The organism is Bacillus cereus group sp. BcHK124, from assembly GCF_027712065.1.
Classification (GTDB): Bacteria; Bacillota; Bacilli; order Bacillales; family Bacillaceae_G; genus Bacillus_A; species Bacillus_A pacificus.
The window spans coordinates 57,274-83,530 of record NZ_JAQFPJ010000020.1 but is presented as its reverse complement, the minus strand read 5'-3'; the positions used below and the strand labels follow the sequence as shown (position 1 = coordinate 83,530).

The window sequence follows — 26,257 nt, the reverse complement described above, 5'->3', positions numbered from 1 at the left end:
GGTATAGTTACCTATTGGCAAATCTTTTGATATCGCTTCTCCTTTTTCATCTGTTACTAACTCCCCAACTACTTTTTCATTTAAATCTGTAATATGAAACTTTGCTCCGAGCAATTTTTCATTATCATTATTACTATCAACTTTTTTTATTTTTACTTTTCCTGTACTAGGCTTGTTCCAGTGTTGCCAGTTAAATTTGAAATTGTGAAATTCAAATCCACCAGTTTGTTGTACCGCACCGACAAATGCTTGTCCATTAATTGAGCCGCCTTTTGTTTCTAATACAGCATTTGGAGCAAACACACTCCCAACAACACCATATCCCTCTGTTGTAATCTTTTTCGCGTTAGGAAAAACCCAAATCACTTTCCCGTATAGCTCAGTAAACGGTGAATTAGAAGAATAGGGTTGAGAGGTAGGAATTATATCTGTAGCCCTTCCAATATTGTTCGTATCATATAGAATGGACCCATTTTTAAATGTAACCTCTATTGCATCCGAATACATAACAATAAAATCTTTATCCTTAGCATTGGGTAAAAATACATCTCTTATATCAAAATTGATTTTCCCGGTCAATTTTGATGAAACATAAATATTAGGATTGTTTATATCTTTTCCAATACCATAACTCATATTTGGAATTGGGGTATTCGTTTTATATTGACCTGCATTTTTACTGACTTGGTTGACTATGGTGCGAAATTCATTAAATTTCGCGTCAATTTCTAGTTTTTCTTTATAAACGATACGATCATAAAAAGATTGTATAATACAATCTGGATCACTCTCTTTTGTCATTACGACTATTCCGTTTTGAATGATAAAAGATTCCTCTCTTGATTTTTTGAATTTTCCAGACAATAATAAGGATGGATATCCCTCATCACTCCATTTTTCACCTACTATATTAGATGTTCCTGCTGCAGCACCTACAATCGTATAACCTGATGCATCCATATCACCTTGAACTGCGATTGCCCCTTCAATATCGCCACCTACTGCTTTATGGTTACCAAAGACAACAGCGTTATAACGCGATATATCTCCTAGACCTTCTAAGTTTATCGTGGATCCATATACTTCTTTTGGTACATATACGACAAAACTTACACATAACATTAACAAAACCATAAATGGAATACTTACCAGTTTTAATCGTAGCCTCAATTCCTTTGTTCCCACCTTTACCGTATTTTTTCTACAGTCGAATAAAGTGCACTTTTATTAGTGATCCTTCCCTACATACCTTTTTTGCTTTTCCCAAAATTTTTGGATACACTACCGATTAGCGCGGGATAGATACATTCTATCTAGTTATTTTTCTCTTATAAATTACGATCAGAAGCGTACATAACAATAGGATTGGAACTATTACCGTCCACTTATTAAACATAGATACCCCTGCACCCATTCCTTGTTTTTCTTCCTGATTGAACTCTACACGTTCACCCCGAACTAACAATCTATTGGTGTTTACTCCATAAGGCGTACACGTAATTAATGTTGTATAATCTTTATTTTCTACAATTTGTAGATCGTCCGTTTCGTGTGGTAAAACTACTTTAATTTGATCTACTTTATAAGCAAGAACTTTGTCTAAAGAGTGAATATAAAAACGGTCTCCTTCACTCAACTTATCTAAATCTGTAAATAATTTTGCTGACGGTAAACCACGATGCCCTGTTAAAATAGTGTGCGTATTTTCTCCACCTACTGGGAGCGAAGAATAATCTAAATGACCTACCCCGCGACTCAACACTTCCTCAGAGGTCCCTTGATATATTGGTAGTTTTATATTAATTTTCGATATTTCAATATACCCCATTACATCACCTAAATTTAAGGCATCGGCATACGCTTGATGATTACTTTTTTCTTCAGAAAATGGATCTGCAAATGTTTTCATGGAAGTTTGAATTTGTTTATTATATTCGGCTGCTTCTTTTTCTCTTCGTTCTATTTCTTTCTTTTGTAGTGCTTTAATCTTCTTATCGTAAGAGCTAACCTCAGAATAATGTGCACGAGTCGCCAACAAATTACTAATAGTAGGATATAAAAAAATACCTAATCCAAATAAAAAAATACCTCCTAAAACAAGATTTCGTTTCATATTTCCACCTCTGTATATACTAAAATATCGAAAAGAGGGAAGCATTTTGCTTCTCCCCTTTTCACATCAAATGGTTACATGTTCCTAAAACCTTAATTATTAGCAAACTTTTTTCTAAAGAAAACAAATGCCGCTGTAACCATTAACACAAGACCTATTACAGTAAAAAGAGTCGTTCCTATACCACCCGTAACTGGAAGCATCCATCCACTTTTATTATTTTCTATCGTTAATTTAACCGATTGATTATTTTCACTAATTTTTACATCAATGGGGTCTTTTAATAATTGATAAGAAGCTGTTGTACCATCCTCTTTTGTATATGTTGGTGCTTTCGTTTCAAAAATTTGATAGTCTCCATACGGAATGTTAGTCCATTTAATAACACCATTTTCATCTGATACACCAGTGACTTCTTTTCCTGCTACAACAACTATTTTCCCATTTTTATCTTTAAGTACAAACTCTGCACCTTTTAATTTCTTTTTATTAGCACCATCAATTTTTGTTAACTCAATTATTCCAGTTGTCGGAACAACAACTACAGGTTTAGATTCCTTTTCTCCAAATACATCATTTTTATTTATAAAATCAATTTTTGCTGTATTTAAAATTTCGGAACCAGAAGCTACTCCTTCTTTTACTTGTGATTTAATTTGTAAATGAAATTCTTTTTTACCATCTAATTTTGTGAAATCTTTTACTATAGCTGTTATTTTTTGACCTTCTACAGCTACCTCAACAATGCTTGCATTTACTTCCGCTCCATCAATTTTAACGATTGGTTTTCCTTGAATCACTAATCGATTGTCCAAAGTATCTGTTACTACATATTTTCTGTATTCTTTAATGTCTTCGGGAATTATTGTTTTAATATCATAATTGTAATTAGTTAACGGATTAATTGGTAGCGCTTCCAAATTTCCGTTAATCTTTTTATCAATAGTGGGTTCTTCATAGTTTTTCACTTCTACTTTAACTACTGTACCAGAAGTAATTGTTCCATCTTCGTTAATAGTTCCGGAATTCTTTATAAAAAACTCGCGTTTAGTCGGATCTATTACATACCCTTTCGGCGCTTTTGTCTCTTGGAAATAGTATTCCCCATACTCTAATCCTTGCACGCGAATATACCCATTACCATCTGTTACTAACTCTTTTTTTACTTCCGTACCATCTTTTTTAAATAAAGAGAATACTGCACCTGCTAAAGCTTTTTCATTTGCACCAGTTTTTATTAAATCAACTGCACCACGTTTAATCTCATTTTTCGGATACATATGAACATCATAGTTTAGCACCTTACCCTCTTTATTCGTTAATGGAATATCCACTGTATACGTATTTGGATTTAGGTTAACATGTGGAGGTCCTGCCACTTCCTTCACTTCATAACGTCCTAGCGGAAGTTCTTTTAATACAGCTTGTCCATTATCATCTGTTACTACTTGAGTTGGAGTTGCTCCCATTACAGGTTTCACATCTTCTTTTACGATTTTCCCATCGTTTGAAATTTTTTCAAACGATGCAACCCTTTTCACTTCAAACGTTACACCTTTTAACGGTTTCGCATTTGTTGGCACCTCTTGATTTGCAAAGCCGTCACCTTCTAGTCCTGGTGCTCCATCTTTTTCTTGTTCATATTTATGAATCGTTAAAGTACCTTTGGATGGTGACGCTGCCTTTACTAATACACTAGACCATGTAGAAAATGTTAAGAAAAACATTAAAAGCACACTAAATATTTTTTTCATTTCTCTTATCCCCCTTTACTACTTCTATCATTTTAAAAATCTCTTAATTACTATTACCTTCTTGAAAGCAATAGTGTGCCAAGTATCAGATCTAAACAAATAACATAAAACATAGCCGACCAACAATCCATTGTTTACAATCACTTATTCACTCTTCTTCTTTTCTATTATTACGTTGTCTCTCCGTATGATAAATGTAGTTCTCTCCCATAAATTACACTTATATCCCTACTTCAAAAATCGTTACATATTAACTTTCATCGCTAAATTTCATTAAATACTTTGCGTCAATCCATTAATCTCTCCTTTCCTATCCCTATTTAAAATTCAATTTTAATCATTTTTTGATACATATAAGCAATAACAAGCAAATAAGTGTGACGATTCATATTTTACGTTACTCTTTAAAACTATTACCTGTATATTCAAATAATATGTGCTATTCATGTTAAATTATGGTATTATTCTTAGAAGTTTATAATTTTTATAGATAAAGTTTTTCCGTTTCTACTTTTGAAAAAAGGAATATGTAATCATTCAACTATTACGCACAACTGTAAGGAGGAAGAATATGACTAAAAAGCTCAGTCTAGTCGAGATAGAGTACATTTGTAATATGTTTTTCCAATCTTTTGAAATTCCAGTTTGTTTTTTAGATTGTAACAAAAATATTCTTATAGAGTTTACATCAAAAAATGATTCACATTCGTGGTATGCACCAAACATAGAGCAGTTACATGTGCTTTTACAGAAAAATGATTCGTATAATTTCCCAATCTTCAGAACTCACTATCATTTAGGGCACTTTATTTTAATTCACATAAAAAGTGATTACATGGTGAACGGTACTGTTATTATTGGGCCCTTAACACAGGTAAATTTTTCTACAAGTAAAACGGATAGTAACCTTAATTTTATTGCTAATTATAAAAAAACAATTAACCATTATTTTTCATTGTCAATCAAAGATCAAAATTTCTTTGTAAATATAGCAATATTATTCTATAACATTCTCTATAAAAAAATTTCAGATGTAAGTACCTTTTCAAATAACAGTGACTCATTTCATATAAGTCATAGCAGAATCTTAAATGAAGATATATATTTTTCAATGCAAAAAGACGAATCTATTTGTCATAACTTGTATATAGAACAACAACTACTTGGAGCTATAGAAAACGGGGATAAAGAAACCGTACTCAAATATTATTACGAGTTCCAACAAGAGACTCTTTCATCTTTATCTTCATTTCATCAATTAAGACGTCATAAAAACATTTGTATTTCATCCATCACACTTGCTACTAGATATGCTATAAAAGGAGGACTTCCTTCCGGGATTGCTTACAAGATTTACGATTTATACATTCAAAAGACAGAAGATTTAAAAGAAATAGAATCCGTTTGGGATTTATTAAGAAATGTTTTCTGTGCTTTTGCAGACCGTGTAAAAGTACAAAAAGTACAGCAACATTCAAAGACTATTTCTATTTGTAAAAACTACATTTTCAAAAATATTTACAATCAAATATCTATTAAACAAATTGCTAAATTTGCAAATGTGAATTCAGATTATTTATCTATATTATTCAAAAAAGAAGTCGGTATATCATTAATTGAGTACATTCAACGTGAACGAATTGAAGAAGCGAAGAAATTATTAACTTTCACAACCTATCCCTTATCAGACATATGTGCTTCGCTTAATTTTAGTGATCAAAGCTATTTCACTAAAATTTTTAAAAAATTCACCAACGAAACACCTGGTAAATACCGACAATCTCATGTTGTCATATAGAGTGAAATTTCAATTAAAACAAAGTGTTTTCAGTAACTTATCAATAGAAGTTTAGAATAAGTCCCGCATTCATGACCTTTTGGGTTTAGGCTATTTATAAATCAAAAAAACACGTTACTATTCTTTTATTTTAATGAGAATAGTAACGTGTTTTATATGTAATGTAGTTCTTTAGACACAATAGCATCCCAGCGCAAAGTTTTATAGAAACCAAATACACCACTTAACTATTAAAATATTATTAAGTAAAAAATCCATCTAATAATTATTGTGTGAGAAATAATCCCTACTATTATTTTTGTATCTTTCTAAATTTACGAGCCAAAGTGAGTACTGTACCTACAATAACCATCCATAAACCCATTGTTGTACTGTTAGTTGTACTAGCCCCCGTGTGGGGAAGCTCTTTATATGTAGATTCATTTTTATCAGAATTACTGTTGTTCGGGATATTACTGTTATTAGCAAGACCATTAGCTTTTCCAGTGTCATTATCTTTTACAAATACTTTTTGTATTGTATTTACTTCATTACCTACAGAATCTCTGACACTATATTTTATTTCAAAAGTATCAGTTCTAGAGGTATCTACAGTTCCTTCATACGTGACTTTAGAAGTAAGATCACCATCCTCTTTATCAGTAGCTGATACACCTACCATTGGATTGAATTCATCTCCCTTAGTAATTGTAGTTGTAGAAGGTACTTTTAGTATTGGTATGTCATTCTTAACTTCTTCTCTACCTGTGACTGTTACAGTTTGTTTCGCAATTTCTTCATGGCCTTTAGAATTTGTAACTGTATACGTTACTATGTAAGTACCGACTTTAGAGGTATCTACTTCCCCCTCAACTTTTACTTTAGAAGTAAGATCGCCGTCTTCTTTATCAATAGCTTTTACTTTTGCCATCGGATCGAATGATTCTCCTACAGTAATTATCGCTGCAATAGGAACTGTTAATGTAGGTTTTAGATTTGATGTTTTTCCATTTCCCTCTACAATTACAGTCTGTGTTACCGTTACTTTCCCACCTTGAGAATTAACAACAGAGTACTCCACAATGTATTTGCCTGGTTTAGAAGTGTCTACATCACCTTTATGTTCTACTCGATTTGTTAAATCACCATCTTCTTTATCAATAGCTTTTATATTGCTCATCGGGTCAAACGTATCACCGACACGTAGTGTAATTGTTGGCGGTACTGTTAGCTCTGGGACTTGGTTTGCCTCAGTTTTTTCGTTTTCTTTCACTGTTCCTTTAATTTTTGCTGCATCAAAAGCTTTTTGGACCGTTTCAACCTCAATGGAATTTGCCCCATATTTATTTGTTGCAACTTTAAGACACGCTAATCTTAATTCAGAGAAATTAGAAGTCATGTTCAATTCATCAGTATTTGCATAATAGAAAATATCAAACATTTTATCTTCACCAATACCATTTACAGTTACACCGTTATGAGTACCACCTTGTGCAATTAAATATGCGACTTTATTAATAATACTTGAATTAAAATGAACGCCCTCATTATCCTCTCCGTTTAAATCACTGAATTTACTATAATCATCCGGATACGGTACTCCATCAAAAAATTTGACTGAAGATGGATCTTTCATATTACGGAGAACGGATCCACTTTGTTCTCCTATTGTCCAATTAAATTCTCCATTATTTACATATTTCTCAATAGCCGTTCCCATAATATCAGATAATGCCTCGTTAATTGCCCCGGATTCTCCAAAAAATTCAAGATTAGATTCACTAGATGTAACCGCATGTGTAAATTCATGGCCCGCTATGTCAAACGCTCTAACCATTGGATCACCATATATAAGCATACTAACATTGTTAATATTAGCGCTAAATGCATTCCCCCAATTTTTAGGATCATTTGTTTCTCCTGAATCCCATGCATGTACAACTGAAACTACTTTTTTCCCGTTATTATCAAAACTATTACGCTTATATTTGTCTTTATAAAAATCATATACGTTTGTCGCTAAGAAATGAGCACTTACCGCTTTTGGGTCATTAAATGTTGTTGATGTGCTAGTTGCTAATATACCAGGATAATATTTATCTTCAAAAGTAATATCTCTATAATTAACATCGTACGTCTCAATTCCTTGCCCTCTTGTGTAATCGGCAAGCGCATACTTCCCGTTACTTTGTTCAGAAATACCAAATGTACGAGTTATTCCTAAATCATCTTTTCCAGTCCCGGTTAATGATTTAAAATTACTTTTTTTACTCTCCTGAATAGCTTCAACACGCTCTTCACTTACTTTTAAATCTGACTCTTGCACCATATTTTTCAACATATCACCACTATGAGCATCCACTAAATAAGTTCCAGATACATAGTTTGGTGTGGCAGCTGCAAATGTAACTTGATATGCATTTGTAGCCTGCCCACGATTTTCATCAACAAAAATAACTTCCTTAACTTCTGCCTCAGAAATAAATTGAATATCATTTCCGTACTTCGTATAAATAAATTCCTTTGCTTCTTCTTTTGATAAATTAATAGGATTCTTTAAATCTTCTTTTTCTAAGTTTTGTGCACTTTCCCCTGAAACACTTTTAATAATACCCTTTTTATCTACATGAGCAGTCAATTGGTGTCCATATACTTCTTTTCCTTCATATATTTGTTGCATACGCAAAAGTGTCGTCCCATCATATGAACTACGTTTTTGAAGAACCTTGTAATCTACCCCTTTGTCTCCACTAACTTGTTTTGGAGACAAAGCATGCTCCGTCTTTTCCTTAAGTGCATCTTTCACTACATTCTCTGGCGTCTTTTGTGATGGTTGTGTAAGTTCACCGGTACGAAACGAATCCTCTTGAACATCAACTTGCATTTGAACCGTTTCCTCTGCATAACCTACTCCATATGGTGTCACAGTTGTTAAGGCCAATCCTGTTATTAAAGCAACTATAGCTATTTCTTTTTTATTATTCATGTTATTTTCCTCGTATAATTTTTTAAAATATGAAACTGCTAAAATTCATACAATTTATTCCTAGCATAAAAAGATGACTTCTGTAATCAACAAAAGCCATCTCTTCAATATGTAATATCCCTAATATATTTTTAATGCATAATTTCTATATAAAAAGAAGAAACATTCTTTAACGAGCATTTTGTAAAACTTTTATTAGGTCATTTATATTTTCAACTTTCTGCTGAAACTGATCAAACCTGCTATGTAACAATGAAGGATTTTTATCTTCAGTTGAAATAACTAGTTTTAATTCCTGTTCTAATATATCATATGTATCAAAAAAATTATCAAATTCTACACTTACAAGTTCTTCATTTTCACGATAAAATCTTCTTGCTTCTATATAAGTCATATATGATTTATTTAAAAATCCTAATGAAACTAAATATTTAGAAGTGTTTTCTTGATAAATAGCAATATCACATGCTATTTTCATATCAGAATAAGTCTTTTGAACGAAACAATGCAACTCAACAATCTTAAGCTTTAATCCGTTATTCATTTTATCCCCTCCCATCCTATCTATTCTACATAAAAAAAGAATATTATACAAAGTAAAATATCAGTATAGTACAAAAATAAAAAGCGAAAGAATAACTTCTTTCGCTTTTTACAGTAATACATACATTTCATATTGTGCTAACGAATTCTTTTCAAATCCAGTTTTCTTTAAAAATCCTTCTAGTAAATTGTTGTTTGGAAACCCAATTGATAAACTTGACACATTTAAGTTTTCTCTTGCCACTTGTAATAATCTTGATCCAATACCACGATTTCTATAGTCTTTGTCTACGAAAAAAAAACTAATTTTACCTTGTTCATTCATACATATTGAACCTTTTAAATCATTATCGACATATGCGCCATAAAATGTATGATTTGTTTTTTCAATATAATCCATATCATTTTGCCAATTTATATGGAAGTATAACCATTTTTGAACTTCAACTTTGAAAGCTGCAAATTCTAATTGTTTTACTTCAATTCCGTTACAGTCTTTAGTTATTATTTTAGTCATATCTTTTAAATTATAATAAGATAGATCATATACTTTTTCATAGCCTAATTTATTATAAAAACGAATCGCCCGGTCATTACCTACAATGACTTCAAGGAAAAGTTGCTTACACTCATTTTGAATCGCCTCTTCTTTATGTAATTCAAATAACTTTTGGCTCACACCAATACCGCGATACTTAGGGTGAATAGCTAATGTTCCACAACGCATTGTTTTTATACTTTCATAAATCTTAATACCACCAAGTATTACACCAACTGGTTTGTCACCGTCTAAAGAAAGAAACGAGTGTTCTAACGAATTCCCTTCAGCTCCAAAAAACCTTTTTATAAAATCTTCTTTTGAAACTTCCATCTTAATAATATAATCTAAAAACCCATCCCTAAAAGCTTCATACACTAAATCTATATTTATCTCACTGCATCTTTTATATTGAATCATATAAAATTATCCCCCACTTACTCGTGTTAAACTAATGTTCAAATATATAAGATCTACTAGTCACATCATACTTTAATTTTGAATTCTACTGCTTAATTTGAAATGAACGGACACTTCCCTACATATCTGTCACTATTAATTTGTTTTATAACAAATGGTGCAATATCACTATTTTGAATTTTGATTCCTGGCATATCTACTAAACTCTCGTTTATACGTCCAATACCATTTCCCTCTATAACAAATGGTAATCTAACAATTGTCCAATCTACTTCACTACTTTGGATAATTTGTAATTCTTTATATTTATCTTACATCATTTTTGATAAAAAAATTTTAAATAAGGTAGCTCCTATTTTATTTACAATTCCCTTTTGATCTCCTGTAACATTTAAAGAGCCTCCGGAAATTACAATATATCTTTTTATTTCAAACTCCTTCATTGCTTCTAAAATATGCTTCGTTACTGTGCTAAAAATATAAGATTCATTTTTGGGTTGACCTACTGCATTAATTACAGCTCCACACCCTTTAAGTAATTTGCGTATTGAAGCAAAATCACGTGCATCTCCATTAATGATCTCTATATTTTCATTTGTTATTTTGATATTATTAGAATTTCTTGTTAATATTTTTACTTGATACCCCTTATCTAGCGCTTCTTTTACAAGGAATTTCCCCGCTTTTCCGTTTGCACCCAAAATAGCTATTTTATTTGTACTTTCCAATATTAACCCCTCTTACTATCTATGATTTACTACATTAATCTCATATACACGTAAAAAAGCAATTAAATGCTCACACGCTCGTTCACATGCTAACATTTTAAAGATTTTTTGTTCCTCTTTCGTTTTATCATTCGCTTGATCTGAAGCAGCTTTTAAACATAGAAAAGGTTTGTTATTGATTTGGCACACATAAGCAAAAGCTGCCACTTCTTGATCAACCGCTAATGCTCCATATACAGTATGGAGTAAATATCTCATTTCTGAACTACGAATACGTTGATCTCCAGATAAAAATGTACCATAATGAATCGGATCATATGATCGTATCTTTTTTATTCTTCTTACAAGCCACTTTGTTGTTTCAATAGGTGCTGTCCTACCATTATATAAATTAAAAACATCTTCCCCCGAACCGGCAGCAGTAACATCGTGTTGTATTGCATTAAGAGCTACTACAATATGTCCATTTTTCACCTTATTTGATAGACTTCCACATATTCCTGTCATAAACAACTCATCTGGCTGAAACTCACTAATTAATAATTGTACACAACTTGCACAGCTTACTTTCCCAACTCCAGTTATAACTGAAATAATTTCCAGATCATTTATAGTATGAAAATGAAATTCCCAAGCTGCTCTTTTTTCAATACGTTTACTTGGATAATATTGATGCAAATACGTAAGTTCAGGTTCCCAAGCTGCTACAATTGCAATACGTTTCATTACACGCTTCACTTCCCCTATTGTTATCATGTAAATACTTTATCTATCCTCTCTCGTTCATAATCTGGAATCCACTCTTTATATTTCTCATATAAAGTGAAACTTTAATCAGCCCTCACCAATCGGACTTTTATGGGCAGCCCGATCTCCACCTAACTTCTTTGTTTTCGCTGAATTTTGAGGTGGGGGTCTTACTGCCCATTAAAGCGGGATAAACTTCGTATTGTTTCTTTATTCTTCGTAATTACTTCACTTCCTCTATCATCATACATAAACATAATAATATCTTTTGTTATATTTATGAGAAATACATCTGGATAAGAAGTTTCTTTTTTCGTCCAAAACGAGGAAAACGATTTGGAAAACCTTTATAATTCGGTGTTTAAATAGGTCGCTTATGCTTTATATCACCAGTGAACCATTTTAATGAAAATTGATATGTACAATACAAAGCAACTTCTTCATCTTTAAATAAAAATGGCATTGTTTCTTGCCTTATATGATGCTTTAAGTCTCTTTTCTAAATAAATCGTCTATATATTTATTTTCTGTAGATTTTTCACATTTTCCTTTTTCAATCGATAACCATTTGTTATTAAAAACACTTTATCTTCTTTTGAAAATATATCTTCAAATAAGTGTTTATTAAATGTACGGCACTAATGTAACCCCAGAAAATCTTTTATTCATTTATTTTCTTAGCTACATTTTCATACCCTTTCTACTCTACAATTTCTTTTAACTGCCAATATGATTCTTCTAACCAAGGATGCAAAACTTTCAACTTATCTTTTCTATCCCACAAATATGAAATATATGCAAAAGCAGCATGTTCTAAAGATTTTTCTAATCCTTTTTTTACTTCTGCTAAATATGGTGGCGCTCCATTTTGATCCCATTCTATTTTATCAGCAACAAATAACACTAAATCCATTTTCGTTGCATGTTTACGTAGTGTAGTATGGCAGCAAATTGCATTCAAAATTTCTTCATCATCCACTTTAAATATCTCTTTTGCAATTACTTTCGATAACTTTTGATGAATAATCATTGGAAATTCTCGTTCTTCTTGTAATATCTCTATTCCAAATTGCTCAGCAACTACAATCCGATCTCCATTCGGAAAGATTGCACTAATATCATGTAAATATCCTGCAATTGCTGCCTTTTCTTCATTTACATGATACATAACTGCAATTTTACGAGACTCATTTGCCACTCGAATTGAATGTTTATATGTAACTTCTTTATTGTATTTTAATAGAAAAGCTTTTATATCATTTTCAATTTTTCCAGTTGGAGTAAATGAGTATATATCCTTATATAGCATCGTATATCCCCTTCTTCCTAACTTTCAATATAACGCTGTATTTAAATATCCTTTTTATTTGTATTCGTTATTAATGTTTTAATCCCTTTTTTATACGTTACATGAAATTTTATAGAGAATCATTGCTACAAAACACATAAATGTTTGATATTATAGTAATGTTAATGATTTGTAAGGAAAGGAACTACATAATGAATAAAAACATATTAATTATTGATGACGATAAAGAAATTGTTGAATTACTTGCTGTTTATTTGCGAAATGAAGGCTATAACATTTATAAAGCATACGATGGCGATGAAGCATTGCAAATGATTTCTACATATGAAGTTGACCTTATGATTTTGGATATTATGATGCCAAAACGAAACGGATTAGAAGTTTGCCAAGAGGTTCGTGAGAATAATACTGTACCTATTCTTATGTTGAGTGCAAAAGCAGAGGATATGGATAAAATATTAGGTCTTATGACTGGTGCAGACGATTATATGATTAAACCATTCAATCCATTAGAATTAGTAGCTAGAGTGAAAGCTTTACTACGAAGATCATCTTTCCAAAATGCCACTTCTTCCAAAAATGAAGATGGTATGATTCGCATTCGTTCTGCTGAAATACACAAACATAATCATACAGTTAAAGTCAATGGAGAATATATTAAGCTTACATCTATTGAATTTGATATTTTATATTTACTTGCGAGTAATACGGGGAGAGTATTTAGTTCCGAAGAAATTTTTGAACGTGTTTGGAATGAAGATGGTTATGGTTCAAATAAAACTGTAATGGTTCACATTAGTAATTTACGAGATAAACTTGAAACAGGAATGAATGGAGAGAAGTTTATTCATACCGTTTGGGGAGTAGGCTATAAAATTGAGAAATGAAGCATTTGATATATTAAAAGATATCCCAAAGTGGAAGTTAATTTTTTGGTTCATGTTAGCTATCACACTTACCCCTATTACTGAATTAATTATATATCGTCTTGTTACAAGTGTAATTGAAAGTTCACTTACATTAAGCGAACTCGGCAAAGAGTTCATTAGAATTTTTGGTTATGAAAAATATAAAGGAATAAAAGAATCTCTTTGGATGATGATCGTCTCTTATTTATTTTTATTTTCGATTTTCTCATCTTACCTATACATTTTTTACCGTCATGAAAGAAAGCTTTACTATGAAACTTGCATTAAAAAAATGATAGAAGAGATTCGTTATATTGCAAATGGAAACTTCAATCATAAAGTTTCTATCGTAAACCATAATTATTTGGAAGAGTTAGCAAGCGGGGTTAATCAAATTGTTGAACAATTGAAAGTCTCAATTGATGAAGAAAGACAGGCAGAACAAGCAAAAAGTGAATTGATTACAAATGTATCACATGATTTACGCACTCCTCTTACCTCTATAGTTGGATACGTGAATTTAATCCACCATGATAATTATAGAGATGAAGTGGAATTACGTCATTATATACAAGTCATTTACGATAAAGTAACCCGTCTTAATGCATTAATGAATGATTTGTTTGAATATACACGTGTTCAAAATAAAGAATTAAGTTTATATTCTGTCCCTATTGATATTGTGGAGCTTCTTGGACAATTAACAGTTCAATTTCGAATACAGCTTCAAGAGGCTAATATTGATTGTCGCCCCTTTTTTCCATCAAAGAAGCTAATGGTATTAGCTGATGGAGACAAATTAGTGCGCGTATTTGAAAATCTAATTATTAATGCTATCGCTTACGGTAACGATGGTGATTATATTGATATTACTGCTTATGAAAGTAATAATATGATTGCAATCGATATAACCAATTACGGTCAACCTATTCCAAGTACCGATTTACCTCATATTTTTGAACGTTTTTATCGCGTTGAGAAATCGCGCTCTACAAACACTGGTGGATCTGGACTCGGATTGGCAATTGCAAAAAGTATTGTCGAATTGCATAAAGGAACAATTGAAGTGTATAGTGATGACAAAAAAACAACATTCACTGTAAAACTACAACCATATAAATGTTAATACAGCTTAATTTCAGGTCCAATTTCTTACGATATAAGAAATTGGACCTTTTATTTTCCATTAACATCCAAAATTTAATAATCCTTTATAATTCTTTAGAAATTCTTTACCTTTTCTTTCTTCCTAATTAAGCATTCCTTTTTACAATATTATTATCGATGTCATAATAGGAGGATCGCTTATGCAATTCTTAAAAAAATTCGCAATTTTATTATTATCTTTTGTTATTACTGCATTTATCGTTTTATATTTTTATCTTTATGTAAATGGACCAATTATTCAAGCTAAATCAGCTATTTTAATAGATGCTCATTCAGGTGAAGTTGTTTATACAAAAAATGAAAAAACTCCTATACAATCGGCTACTTTATCTAAATTAATGACAGAATATATCGCACTAGAACAACTGAATGAAGGAAATATACAGTTAGATGAAGTCGTAAAAATAAGTAACGAAGTTTTCCAAGCAGAAACGAGTCCTATACAAGTAACTTCGAAAGATAAAACGACGGTTCGTGATTTACTACATGCATTGTTATTGACAGGGAATAATCGTTCCGCACTTGCCCTTGCAGAACATATCGCTGGAAACGAAGATAATTTTACACAGTTAATGAATGAAAAAGCAAAACGCCTAAAGTTTTCACAACCATCTCCGTTTCTAAACGCTACTGGAATGAATAACGATACAAATAAACTTGCAACTACAACAGCAATTGAAGTTGCTAAACTAGCAACAGAATTAGTAACAGACTTTCCAGATATACTGAACATTACAAAACTAACCTCTTACCAGTTCTCCTTCAAAGATACGAAAGTTTTCAACACCAATAAAATGATATATTCCCTTAATAAAAACATTAAACTCCAAGGTGTTGATGGCTTACAAACTAATTTTTCAACTAATGGTAATTATAGTTTTGTCAGTACCGCAAAACGAGGAGATACTAGACTTATTTCAGTAATATTAGACGCCGAAAATGAAAACAGTACTTTTATTGAAACAAAAAAGTTACTTCAGTACGGCTTTGATCCTTCTTCTTACTCTGCACTCCAAGCGTTCAAAGATGCTGTTACATCTTGGGCAGTTTTGCTTCAGTTTAAAAATTTGATTATACAAACATTGTTGATTTTCTTCATTATAACAATTTTAATGTTCTTACATATACGTCAGAAAAAATCCGAGGATTTCAACTAGGAAATCTTCTTATATATATAAAAACGGCTTGTATTTACAATGCAAGCCGTTTTCTAAATCTATAGTCCTCTCTCCCAATTAAATTCGCTGAAACAGGCTGGAGATTTAACTCCCTCGCCCATATAGATAACTGACCGATATGATGAATTTCATGTACAATTACGTGCCTTAAGACCTCACCATATGTATATGTTTTATCTGTCCACGAAGCTTTTAATAGCTTACATTCTAAGTTAGCTGACCATACTTGTAAAAAATCTTCTAATTCTTTTTTATATAAATCAGATAACACTTTCACTTTTTTAATTGATTGATAATCCTTAAACTGCGGTTCACTATCTTCTTTCCCTTGAATTGCACTAATCCAGCTATACTCAACATCAACAATATGAAATAATGTTGCTAAAATACTTCCAACACCACCAACACGTTTGCGGAGTAATTCTTCCGCTGAAAGTTGCTCACACCACTTAAACCAATCATCTCTTACTTGCCAATTGTATTGAAGTAAAGTGTACATATTTATCCCTCCCCTACCTCAATTATCCATTTAACAGCATCTATAATATAATGTGGCTCGTCTTTTTGAATATAGTGACCACTTTGTTCTGCAATTACAAACTTATTATTGCTCGATAATCGTAATAATTCTTCTTGAAATTGTAATGATTTTCATTTTTTTACTCATATTTCCTCTCCATACCCTTTTAGTTAACATAATAAAATTATAGAAAATAATTATTTTTTAACGCTCCATTCATATTCTAACATACTCATTTCCCATAAATTCCAATACGTTTCCCCTACTTTTTTTGATTCTCTTAATAAACCTTCTTTAACAAATCCTATTTTTTCATAGCATGATATAGCTGACGTATTAAAATCAAAAACACCAAGAGTTACTCTATGTAGTTTTAATTCTTCAAATGCAATATGAAGAACTGCTTTCATCATATGTTTCCCTATAGAACGTCCTCTCATTTCCGTATCACCAACTAGCACTTTTCCAATCCTTGCAGACTTATTTATGTTGTCTATTCGCCCAAGTGAAATATGACCAATTACTTTTCCGCTCTCTTCATCTATTACTTTAAATGCAAGCGTATTTGCGCTTTCTATATATTTTTCTAATTGTTTTTCATTTAAGAGATATGCAAATGCATTTCCTGACCATTGTATTAAAAATTCTTCGGAATGGATCCAGTTCATTAATTGTTTAAAATCGTTTCTTTTAAAGGGTTCTAGTTTAATCATTTCCATACTCCTTATCATGCCCGATAATTTTCACCTAGCTCTTTTCCAATTGAAAAATAATGTCTGAAATTATAAAACAATGGTTTCCATTTTAATGGATCAATATGATTTTCACTTTTAATGATCTCGTTATGTGCATGAACATGAACAACTTCAGTTTCAACAATTGCAAAGAAAGGTGCATATTCTGGAATATGTATTTCCTTCACTTTTGCTTCAATTTGTATTGGGCACTCCACTATTCGCTGTGGCTGTATTTTGGTTGAATCGATTAAAGTGAAATCACATACTGATACCTTGTCTTTTTTATATGTATATCCCATGTCTTGCTTAAAATTAGGAACATTTTCCACACCAGTAAATGGTGCAATTTTCTCAACTTGTTCCCATTGTAATGAAGAAGGTAAATTTACTACACATTCTTTATTAATTTCAAGATTTTGAATCGCTTTTCCTCCAAGACCTATCCCTAAAATAATATAATTCCCTAAAGCCCATGAAGATGACATAGGACTAACATTTGTTGTACCGTCCTCATTCAAAGTAGATAATAAAAAAATTGGCATACCATAATATAAAATCTTCGGTTGTATCTCTTTACATACAAACTTATTTATTTTTAAATCCATATTATCACTCCTAATATTTTCTATAAATCTATTGTAACTAATAAAAACTTCCATTATCATCGAAATATGGATGTAAAAAGGAGGGAATAAGATGAGTACAAATATTGCACGAATGGCATCGTTACTTAGTGATGCATCTCGATCCGCTATCTTAGTTCATCTTATGGACGGACGACCTCACCCTGCAACTGAACTGGCTAATGCAGCAAAAATCAAACCACAAACAGCAACTTTTCACCTTAATAAATTGTTAGAAGCACAAATTATCTCCGTTGAAAAGCATGGAAGGCATCGTTATTATAAACTAGCAAATCATGAACTAACCGATTCTTTAGAAACAATCTTCTTCATTACGCAACCCGAACCAATTCAATCGTTTAAACAAGCAAAAGAAATGAATGAAATTGAATTCGCTAGAACATGCTATGATCATTTAGCTGGAAAATTAGGCGTAGAAATCGCAAATGCATTATTAAGAAAAGAAGTATTAGTAAAAAATGAAACTGATTTTCAAGTAACTAAGATTGGTGAGAAATTCTTTTATGGTCTTGATATAGACTTAGAAAAATTACAAACTAAAAGACGAGCCTTTTCTAAATGTTGTTTAGATTGGACTGAAAGAAAACACCATATCGCAGGAGCATTAGGAAATATACTTTTAGAACGAATGCTTGAAATGAATTGGATTATAAAAGTAAAACACTCAAGAGCAATACATATTACCCCGTTAGGTCGACAAAAACTTAAAGAAGTGTTTTCAATAAAAATTTAGTTTTCATTGAAAAAGGACAAGATATTCTGTAGTCTACTAAAAAAGCCATTCACAAGAATGGCTTTTTTAGTAGACTATTTAATTATGCTTTATTTGCTATATCCACACCGTTAAAATCAAACTCAGCAGTAACTGTTGTAACAGGCGGGAAAATTGCTTCAATTTTGCAAATTGAGATAATTACCCCAACTGAACCAGGAATAGCAGCAAGCTTAACGACGTCACAACTTACAGATGAAACAGTACCTACATAAGTACGTCCCTCTGTGTTAATTTGTACTGTACGATTAATTAATTTCTTAAGCTCGTCTCTAATTCCTTGTACACAAGAGTCATCACATTTTTCATTTTGTTCTTTTTTACACTCTTCGAAAACATCCCAACAATCATCCTGTTTACATGTACACTTCTTTTTACAATTATTAAATCGAGAACCCAAAATCTCACCCCCTAATCATTTCTATTAATATAGTATGTCCACTAACTTTAAAGTGTACGAGGCAAAAACATAGAAAGGAAAAAACAAACACATGTACTAAATTATCCTGTATATATAAAAACTGACCTCTAACAATTAGAGGTCAGTTCACCTTATACATGCTTTAATTTTATAATTTACTAGACTGCAATCCCTGAATAAACGGAACTACCTCAGGATTTACAAGTGATGATAAATCGCCTAATTCTTTTCCTAAATAAGCGGCTTTAATGACGCGTCGCATTACTTTAGAATTACGTGTTTTCGGTAAATCTTCTACAACGTGAATATCTTTTGGACATAATGCTTTTCCAATATGAGAGTTTACTAAACTCATTAATTCTTTCTTTAATTCTTCAGTAAATGTTACATTATCTCTTAATACTACAAAACAATGACAAACTTCACCTTTTACATCATCTGGTACACCAATCGCGGCAGCTTCTATGACATCATTATGCTTTACAAGAATTGATTCATATTCAGCAGGTCCAATACGTTTCCCAGCAATGTTTAACGTATCATCCGAGCGTCCTGTAATAATATATTGCTCACCATCGTAAACAACCCAGTCACCATGAACCCATTTATTTTCAAAACGTGACCAATATGTGTTCACATAACGCTCATCGTCTTCCCAGAAACTTTTCGTCATACCAACCCAAGGTTTCTCTAAACATAATTCTCCAACTTCATCACGAATCGGATTGCCTTGATCATCGAGCACAACCGCTGCCATTCCTGGTAAAGAAGCGTTAAAGCTAATCGGTGCAATTGGTTTAATAAGGACGTTCCCGAAAATCCCACCAGAAATTTCAGTCCCGCCTGAATAGTTACAAATTGGTACATTACTTTTTCCAACTGTTTCAAATAGCCACATCCAAGGATCTGGATTCCAAGGCTCACCTGTTGAAGCAAATACTTCTAAACTCTTGAGTGAATGTTTATTTACATACTTATCACCTTTTGCCATTAACGCACGAATTAATGTTGGTGATATACCGAGATGTGTAATTTCATATTTATCAACTGTCTCCCATAAACGATCTGCTTCTGGGAAGTCCGGAACACCTTCATACATAACCATCGTTGCTCCATTAATGAGAGAGCCAAATAATAAAAATGGTCCCATCATCCATCCCATATCAGTTACCCATAATACGCGGTCACCTTGTTTGATATTCATTCCAAATCCCGCATCAAAAGCTGCTTTTAAAGGAAATCCAGCATGAGTGTGTACTGTCCCTTTCGGTTTTCCAGTAGTACCTGATGTATAAATGAGCATTAATGGATCATCACTATGCATTTCTTCAGCATGTACAAATGGTTTTTCTTTTTCTAACGTACTCCATGAGAAATCATAATTATGCGGTGTAAAATCATTTCCTGCATGACGCACGATAACAACTTTTTCAACAGTTGGACAATGCTCACAAGCTTTATCTACTTCATCTTTTAATGAAACAATTTTACCTCGGCGTGAAAAACCATCTGCAGTAATAATCATTTTAGACCCTGCCGCTTGTACACGTGTCATGACTGCATCAGATGCAAATCCTGAGAATATTGGTGAAATAATTGCTCCGATCTTCATAACCGCTAGCATCGCAACAACGGTTTCTGGAATCATCGGCATATAAATTGTGACACGATCACCTTTTTCAATACCCGCATGTTTCAAACCGTTTGCAACGCGACTTACCCAGCTATCAAGCTCCTCATATGTAAATGATTTTGAAGTTCCATTTTCCCCTTCATACTGAAGTGCTGGTTGTGTCCTCGTTTCATCATCTGCAAGCCAGCGTGATAAAACCGATTCTACAACATTACATGTTCCGCCATTATACCACTGTGCAAATGGCGTACCATTTTCTAAATCTAGCACTTCTGTATAAGGTTTCATCCATTGATAGCCAACTGCTTTCTCAGCTTCTCCCCAAAACCAAGCTGTTTCTTCGATTGACTTATTATAAAACGTTTCATAATCTTCATAGCCCAATGATTTCATCCAACCATATAAACGCGTTTTTTCTTTATACTCTTCTGTTGGAAACCAAACTGCTTGTTTCAATGTTTTCCCCTCCTTGACTTTTTGAGCAAGAAAGCCCTAAATAGGGCTTTTAAACTGGATAAACAGGATGTTTACGATCCGTAAACACTTGATATTTACTCATATACATTTCGAATCGTCCTTTTAACTCTTCTCTTAAATTGTTCGGATGAACAATACCATCAATGACCATCTCTGATGCTAAATGGTAAATATCAATATCTTTCTTATACTCTTCGCGTTTTTCAGCAATGAAGCTATCACGCTCTTCTTCAGGTAAAGCTGCAATCTTATTTGCATATACAGCATTGACCGCGGCTTCTGGACCCATTACCGCAATAGAAGCTGTTGGTAATGCTAGGCAGCAATCTGGTTCAAAAGCTGGACCTGCCATCGCATATAAACCAGCACCATATGCTTTACGAACAACGATAGAAATTTTCGGTACAGTTGCTTCACTCATTGCGGAAATCATTTTTGCACCGTGACGAATAATACCAGCACGTTCTACTTTTGTACCAATCATAAATCCAGGTACATCTGCAAGGAATAGTAACGGAATATGATATGCATCGCATAAATTAATAAATTTCGCTGCTTTATCAGCTGAATCGTGGAATAATACGCCGCCTTTCATACGCGGTTGATTTGCAATAATACCAACTGGCTTACCATCAATACGTGCTAAACCTGTAATGAGTTCTTGAGCAAATAATTTTTTCACTTCATAGAAAGAACCTTCATCAATAACTCTATTAATAAGATCTTTCATATTGAAAGGAGCATTTTGATTTTCTGGAATGATTTCTTCTAACGTTTTATCGAATTGTTTCGGTTCTTGAGGTGTAACTAATGGAGTCTTTTCTAAGTAGTTGTTTGGAAAATATGAAATGTATTGTCTTGCTTGTGTAATTGCATCTTCTTCTGTCTTACATAAAACATCTCCGCATCCTGATACAGAGCAATGCATACGAGCTCCGCCCATCTCTTCTAACGTTACCTTCTCACCGATAACCATCTCAGCCATACGAGGAGATCCTAAATACATAGATGCATTTCCCTCAACCATCATTACAACGTCACAAAAGGCTGGAATATAAGCACCACCAGCTGCAGAAGGTCCAAATAACAAGCATACTTGAGGAACTTTACCTGATAATTTCACTTGATTATAGAAGATTCTTCCTGCACCGCGGCGCCCTGGGAACATTTCAACTTGATCAGTAATACGTGCTCCAGCAGAGTCAACTAAATAAAATAACGGAACACGTAATTTTTCTGCCGTTTCTTGAATACGTAAAATCTTTTCGACTGTACGTGCACCCCATGATCCAGCCTTTACTGTTGAATCATTCGCCATTACGCATGCTGTACGACCATGTATTTTACCCGTTGCCGTTATAACACCATCAGCAGGTAATCCTGTTTGTTCACAATTTGCAAATAATGCATCTTCTACATATTCACCATTATCAAATAAAAGAGCTAAGCGATCTCGAACGAATAGTTTACCTTTCGCTTTGTTTTGTTCATGATATTTTGGTGCGCCGCCTTGTTTAATCGTTTCAACTCGTTCTTCAAATGTATTCGATTGTTGTTTTTGATCTAACATATTTACTCCCCCTTATACATTGGTGTGCGTTTTTCCTTGAATGCCTGTAATCCTTCTAATCTATCTTTCGTATGGATTACACCTTCATACGCTTGTTTTTCCATTTGTAATCCGGTATGTAAATCAACTTGAATACCGTTTGAAATTGCTTCTTTCGCTAATCGAACAGCAATAGGGCCATTACTAGCAATTTTCTCTGCTATTTCAATTGCTTTTTCTTCAAGTAAATGAGCTGGTACAACAAATTCTACTAGACCATATTCTTTCGCTTCTTTTGCTGAAATACGTCTTCCTGTATAAATTAATTCTTTCGCTCTACCAACACCAATTAATCTTGGCAATCGCTGCGTACCACCCGCTCCTGGTATAATTGCAAGTGTAGTTTCAGTAAGACCAAGACTTGCAGATTCAGCCGCAATTCTAAAATCACAAGCTAAACTTAATTCCGTACCACCACCAAGTGCGATGCCATTTATAGCAGCAATAACTGGCTGTGGTAATTGTTCAACCATTTCCATAGTAGTACGAATCATACTAACAGCATGGCGAACTTGTTCTTCATTCATACCAGCGCGTTCTTTTAAATCAGCACCAGCACAAAACGCTTTTTCACCAGCACCTGTTAGAATAACTACACGAGTATTTGCCTCTTCATTTATTTGAGTTAATATGTTTTGTAACTCTTCTAATAACGCTAAAGATAATGAGTTTGCTTGTCTTTCACGATTTAATGAAATCTTTACAACGTGCGGTGTTACATAATCAACTGAAATATTTTGTAATTGTAGCATCTTCTCACCTACTTATCGTTTTATGTTGAAGCGCTCTATACACATGACTCGGTAATTGGATATTTAATTTACTTTGAATAAATTGACTCGCTCTCAATAACTTCTCTTCATCAATATTCGTTTGGACCCCTAACTTATGGAGCATATGAACTAAGTCATCAGTTGCAACATTACCCGATGCTCCGGGTGCATATGGACAGCCGCCAAGACCACCACAAGAACTATCAAATGTTGTAATACCATATTCTAAAGACTTTACTACATTCGCAAGAGCCATTCCGTACGTATTATGGAAGTGCATTGCAAACTGCGAAGCATCATATTTCTTTAATAAATGCTCTAATACTCGCTCTACTTGTAACGGATTCGCTACTCCTATTGTGTCACCAAGAGACACTTCATAAATGCCGTATGAAAATAGTTGATCACATAATTCGTCAACTGCTATGACGCTTATATCGCCTTCATAAGGACATCCAAATACAGTAGAAACATAGCCTCTTACTTTTTTCCCTTCGAATAATGCCTGTTTTGTTATATCTTCAATTACAACTAATGCTTCTTGAATTGATTTATTAATATTGCTTTTATTATGAGATTCACTTGCTGATAAAAAAACATTCACCTCATCTACATTTTGCAAAAAAGCTCGCTCCAAACCATTTTGATTTGGAACAAGCGCTGCATATGTAACATTTGGATCCCTTTTCAACTCAGAAAACACATCATTTGCATCTGCTAATGCAGGGACCCATTTAGGGTGAACGAATGAGGAAACTTCAACGTACGATAATCCAGCCTCTGTAAGTAGTTGAATCCATTTTACTTTATCTTTTGTGCCAACAATCTTTTTTTCATTTTGTAAGCCATCACGTGGCCCGACTTCTTTAATGACAGCAAAATTAGGTAGTTTCAATTCGCTTCCCCCTATATCTCCCTATTCAATTTCTAGTAATACATCTCCTTCATTTACAAAATCGCCTTCTTGCACATTAATTTTCATAACTGTGCCAGCTTCCTCTGAAACGATTGGAATTTCCATTTTCATAGATTCCAAAATGACGACATCCTGTTCTTCCTCTACTGTATCCCCTACTCCTACAACAATCTTCCAAACGTTTCCTGCCATCGATGCATATACTTTCGTCATCATTTTTTCCCCCTTAGTATTGTTAAATCTTATTTTTTAACAAGTTGTTTCGTTACAAAACTTGTTGTATAAATGCCCTCTTTAAACACTTCGTCCTCTAATACTTGAAGTAGCATTGGCGTGTTCGTTTTAATACCTTCTACTTTTAATTCTTCTAATGCATCGTGTAATTTGGAAATTGCTTCTTCACGCGTTTCACCATGAGCAATGACTTTCGCAATCATTGGATCATAGAAAGGTGTAATCGTTACTTGATTCTCCAAAAAGTGATCAATACGTACATTTGTTGGAAGCGTTAAATCTGTAATTTTCCCAGGTGATGGGAAGAAAGTTTTCGGATCTTCTGCATAAATACGTGCCTCGATGGCATGACCACTACGTTTTACATCATCTTGTGTAAACGATAATTTTTCACCATATGCAATTAGAAGTTGTTGTTCTACAAGATCTAAACCAGTAATTTCTTCTGTAACTGGATGCTCTACTTGTAATCTCGTATTCATCTCTAAGAAATAGAAGTTTTTTTGATCATCTACAAGAAACTCAACTGTACCTGCATTTGTATAACCAAGTGCTTTAGCAGCTTGTACAGCAACTTCACCCATCGCTTTTCGTGTACCTTCATCTAAAAATGGTGAAGGTGCTTCTTCAATTACTTTCTGATTTCGGCGCTGTACTGAACATTCACGCTCCCATAAATACACTGTGTTACCATGTGTATCTGCTAAAAGCTGAATTTCAATATGATGTGCATCTGCAATATAGCGCTCTAAATACATTTCTCCGTTACCGAAGAAGTTTTGTGCTCTTGTTTTGTTGCTTTCAAATGCTTTGGTGAGCGTTTGCTCAGTTTCCATCAACTGCATTCCAATGCCTCCGCCGCCTGCGGATGCCTTCAACATTAATGGGTAACCAATTTGTTTAGCAATTTCAATTGCTTCTTCAGCAGTTTCAATATTTGTAGTAATACCTGGAACTACTGGGACATCTGCAGCTTGCATCGCAATACGTGATTCGATTTTACTTCCCATCTTCGTAATGATTTCTTCTGATGGACCGATAAATACGATTCCTTCTTCTTTACAACGAACCGGAAAAGATGGATTCTCAGATAATAATCCATACCCCGGATGGATTGCTTCAGCATTTGTCTTCTTAGCTATTTCAATAATTTTTTCAAGGTTTAAATAGCTTTCTTGGACACGCGGCCCACCTACTAAGTAAGCTTCATTTGCCATTTTTACATGCAAGGCATTTTCATCTGCCTCAGAATAAATAGCAACAGTGCGAATGCCAAGTTTTTGACAAGTTTTCATAATACGAACTGCGATTTCCCCGCGATTAGCAATTAATATTTTTTGAAACATAGTGATT

At 33.2% G+C, this 26,257-nt stretch carries 23 protein-coding genes and 3 pseudogenes; 5 read left to right on the top strand and 21 right to left on the bottom strand.

From position 1 onward, the window contains the following. The 3 genes from PDK19_RS22300 to PDK19_RS22290 all read right to left on the bottom strand — a co-directional run. Window positions 1-1,170 (bottom strand): collagen-binding domain-containing protein (locus PDK19_RS22300; RefSeq protein WP_269761902.1); only part of this gene is annotated, 1,170 nt, incomplete at its 3' end. A gap of 139 nt (window positions 1,171-1,309) precedes the next feature. Then, a complete protein-coding gene (locus PDK19_RS22295; RefSeq protein ID WP_000828080.1) occupies window positions 1,310-2,113 on the bottom strand; it encodes a class C sortase in 804 nt (267 codons plus the stop codon). Between the two features lie 92 nt (window positions 2,114-2,205). Continuing rightward, window positions 2,206-3,867: a SpaA isopeptide-forming pilin-related protein gene (locus tag PDK19_RS22290; RefSeq protein WP_000719290.1), complete on the bottom strand. Its 1,662-nt coding sequence runs from the start codon at window positions 3,865-3,867 to the stop codon at window positions 2,206-2,208. A 571-nt stretch (window positions 3,868-4,438) separates the two neighbouring features. Between PDK19_RS22290 and PDK19_RS22285 the strand changes: the two genes are divergently transcribed. After that, window positions 4,439-5,665, top strand: a complete 1,227-nt coding sequence (locus PDK19_RS22285) for an AraC family transcriptional regulator (RefSeq protein WP_049122813.1) — start codon at window positions 4,439-4,441, stop codon at window positions 5,663-5,665. Window positions 5,666-5,957: 292 nt separating this feature from the next. Here PDK19_RS22285 and PDK19_RS22280 read toward each other — a convergent pair whose 3' ends face one another. The 7 genes and pseudogenes from PDK19_RS22280 to yqeK all read right to left on the bottom strand — a co-directional run bounded on the left by PDK19_RS22280 (window position 5,958) and on the right by yqeK (window position 12,915). Next, a complete protein-coding gene (locus PDK19_RS22280) occupies window positions 5,958-8,630 on the bottom strand; it encodes a M4 family metallopeptidase (RefSeq protein ID WP_074568373.1) in 2,673 nt (890 codons plus the stop codon). Window positions 8,631-8,799: 169 nt separating this feature from the next. Then, window positions 8,800-9,174: a hypothetical protein gene (locus tag PDK19_RS22275; RefSeq protein WP_049114040.1), complete on the bottom strand. Its 375-nt coding sequence runs from the start codon at window positions 9,172-9,174 to the stop codon at window positions 8,800-8,802. A gap of 108 nt (window positions 9,175-9,282) precedes the next feature. Further along, a complete protein-coding gene (locus PDK19_RS22270) occupies window positions 9,283-10,131 on the bottom strand; it encodes a GNAT family N-acetyltransferase (RefSeq protein ID WP_242296228.1) in 849 nt (282 codons plus the stop codon). 92 nt (window positions 10,132-10,223) lie between these two features. Continuing rightward, window positions 10,224-10,859 (bottom strand): annotated as a pseudogene (locus PDK19_RS22265) (SDR family oxidoreductase). A 15-nt stretch (window positions 10,860-10,874) separates the two neighbouring features. After that, window positions 10,875-11,612, bottom strand: a complete 738-nt coding sequence (locus PDK19_RS22260; RefSeq protein WP_116733359.1) for a phosphorylase family protein — start codon at window positions 11,610-11,612, stop codon at window positions 10,875-10,877. 164 nt (window positions 11,613-11,776) lie between these two features. Next, a pseudogene (locus PDK19_RS22250) lies at window positions 11,777-12,238 on the bottom strand (DUF3885 domain-containing protein); the annotation flags it as partial. Between the two features lie 68 nt (window positions 12,239-12,306). After that, window positions 12,307-12,915, bottom strand: a complete 609-nt coding sequence (yqeK, locus tag PDK19_RS22245) for a bis(5'-nucleosyl)-tetraphosphatase (symmetrical) YqeK (RefSeq protein WP_000965863.1) — start codon at window positions 12,913-12,915, stop codon at window positions 12,307-12,309. Window positions 12,916-13,106: 191 nt separating this feature from the next. On the opposite strand from yqeK, the gene PDK19_RS22240 reads away from it, so the two are divergent. The 3 genes from PDK19_RS22240 (at window position 13,107) to PDK19_RS22230 (ending at window position 16,147) form a co-directional block, all read left to right on the top strand. Beyond that, window positions 13,107-13,802, top strand: coding sequence for a response regulator transcription factor (locus PDK19_RS22240; protein WP_001038817.1), 696 nt, complete (start codon window positions 13,107-13,109; stop codon window positions 13,800-13,802). Next, window positions 13,792-14,949: a sensor histidine kinase gene (locus PDK19_RS22235; RefSeq protein ID WP_001243288.1), complete on the top strand. Its 1,158-nt coding sequence runs from the start codon at window positions 13,792-13,794 to the stop codon at window positions 14,947-14,949. The genes PDK19_RS22240 and PDK19_RS22235 overlap by 11 nt, the downstream gene beginning before the upstream one ends. A gap of 181 nt (window positions 14,950-15,130) precedes the next feature. Then, window positions 15,131-16,147, top strand: a complete 1,017-nt coding sequence (locus PDK19_RS22230; RefSeq protein WP_001160062.1) for a D-alanyl-D-alanine carboxypeptidase family protein — start codon at window positions 15,131-15,133, stop codon at window positions 16,145-16,147. Between the two features lie 34 nt (window positions 16,148-16,181). Here PDK19_RS22230 and PDK19_RS22225 read toward each other — a convergent pair whose 3' ends face one another. The 4 genes and pseudogenes from PDK19_RS22225 to PDK19_RS22210 form a co-directional block, all read right to left on the bottom strand. Further along, the gene (locus PDK19_RS22225) at window positions 16,182-16,667 is read right to left on the bottom strand and encodes a DinB family protein (protein WP_014893709.1); all 486 of its coding nucleotides are present in this window, start codon (window positions 16,665-16,667) and stop codon (window positions 16,182-16,184) included. 2 nt (window positions 16,668-16,669) lie between these two features. Next, a pseudogene (locus PDK19_RS22220) lies at window positions 16,670-16,819 on the bottom strand (alpha/beta hydrolase); the annotation flags it as partial. 66 nt (window positions 16,820-16,885) lie between these two features. Further along, window positions 16,886-17,407: a GNAT family N-acetyltransferase gene (locus PDK19_RS22215; protein ID WP_374203344.1), complete on the bottom strand. Its 522-nt coding sequence runs from the start codon at window positions 17,405-17,407 to the stop codon at window positions 16,886-16,888. Between the two features lie 8 nt (window positions 17,408-17,415). Then, window positions 17,416-18,030 (bottom strand): flavin reductase family protein, encoded by a 615-nt coding sequence (locus tag PDK19_RS22210; protein WP_014893710.1) that lies wholly within the window; start codon window positions 18,028-18,030, stop codon window positions 17,416-17,418. 91 nt (window positions 18,031-18,121) lie between these two features. On the opposite strand from PDK19_RS22210, the gene PDK19_RS22205 reads away from it, so the two are divergent. Continuing rightward, a complete protein-coding gene (locus PDK19_RS22205; protein ID WP_074615088.1) occupies window positions 18,122-18,802 on the top strand; it encodes an ArsR/SmtB family transcription factor in 681 nt (226 codons plus the stop codon). An 82-nt stretch (window positions 18,803-18,884) separates the two neighbouring features. Here the strand turns inward: PDK19_RS22205 and PDK19_RS22200 are convergent, their stop codons facing one another. The 7 genes from PDK19_RS22200 to PDK19_RS22170 all read right to left on the bottom strand — a co-directional run bounded on the left by PDK19_RS22200 (window position 18,885) and on the right by PDK19_RS22170 (window position 26,250). Next, a complete protein-coding gene (locus PDK19_RS22200) occupies window positions 18,885-19,241 on the bottom strand; it encodes a hypothetical protein (protein ID WP_041184526.1) in 357 nt (118 codons plus the stop codon). A 169-nt stretch (window positions 19,242-19,410) separates the two neighbouring features. Next, window positions 19,411-21,351 carry an AMP-binding protein gene (locus PDK19_RS22195; RefSeq protein ID WP_000806485.1) on the bottom strand — a complete coding sequence of 647 codons (1,941 nt, stop codon included), beginning with the start codon at window positions 21,349-21,351 and terminating at the stop codon, window positions 19,411-19,413. Window positions 21,352-21,400: 49 nt separating this feature from the next. Beyond that, a complete protein-coding gene (locus PDK19_RS22190) occupies window positions 21,401-22,942 on the bottom strand; it encodes an acyl-CoA carboxylase subunit beta (RefSeq protein WP_000886752.1) in 1,542 nt (513 codons plus the stop codon). A gap of 2 nt (window positions 22,943-22,944) precedes the next feature. Continuing rightward, window positions 22,945-23,733 (bottom strand): enoyl-CoA hydratase, encoded by a 789-nt coding sequence (locus PDK19_RS22185; protein WP_000939803.1) that lies wholly within the window; start codon window positions 23,731-23,733, stop codon window positions 22,945-22,947. Window positions 23,734-23,737: 4 nt separating this feature from the next. Continuing rightward, window positions 23,738-24,649, bottom strand: a complete 912-nt coding sequence (gene mvaB / locus PDK19_RS22180) for a hydroxymethylglutaryl-CoA lyase (protein ID WP_000775445.1) — start codon at window positions 24,647-24,649, stop codon at window positions 23,738-23,740. A 21-nt stretch (window positions 24,650-24,670) separates the two neighbouring features. After that, the gene (locus PDK19_RS22175; RefSeq protein WP_001985297.1) at window positions 24,671-24,886 is read right to left on the bottom strand and encodes an acetyl-CoA carboxylase biotin carboxyl carrier protein subunit; all 216 of its coding nucleotides are present in this window, start codon (window positions 24,884-24,886) and stop codon (window positions 24,671-24,673) included. Window positions 24,887-24,912: 26 nt separating this feature from the next. Beyond that, window positions 24,913-26,250 carry an acetyl-CoA carboxylase biotin carboxylase subunit gene (locus PDK19_RS22170; RefSeq protein WP_000486747.1) on the bottom strand — a complete coding sequence of 446 codons (1,338 nt, stop codon included), beginning with the start codon at window positions 26,248-26,250 and terminating at the stop codon, window positions 24,913-24,915. Window positions 26,251-26,257 lie beyond the last annotated feature (7 nt).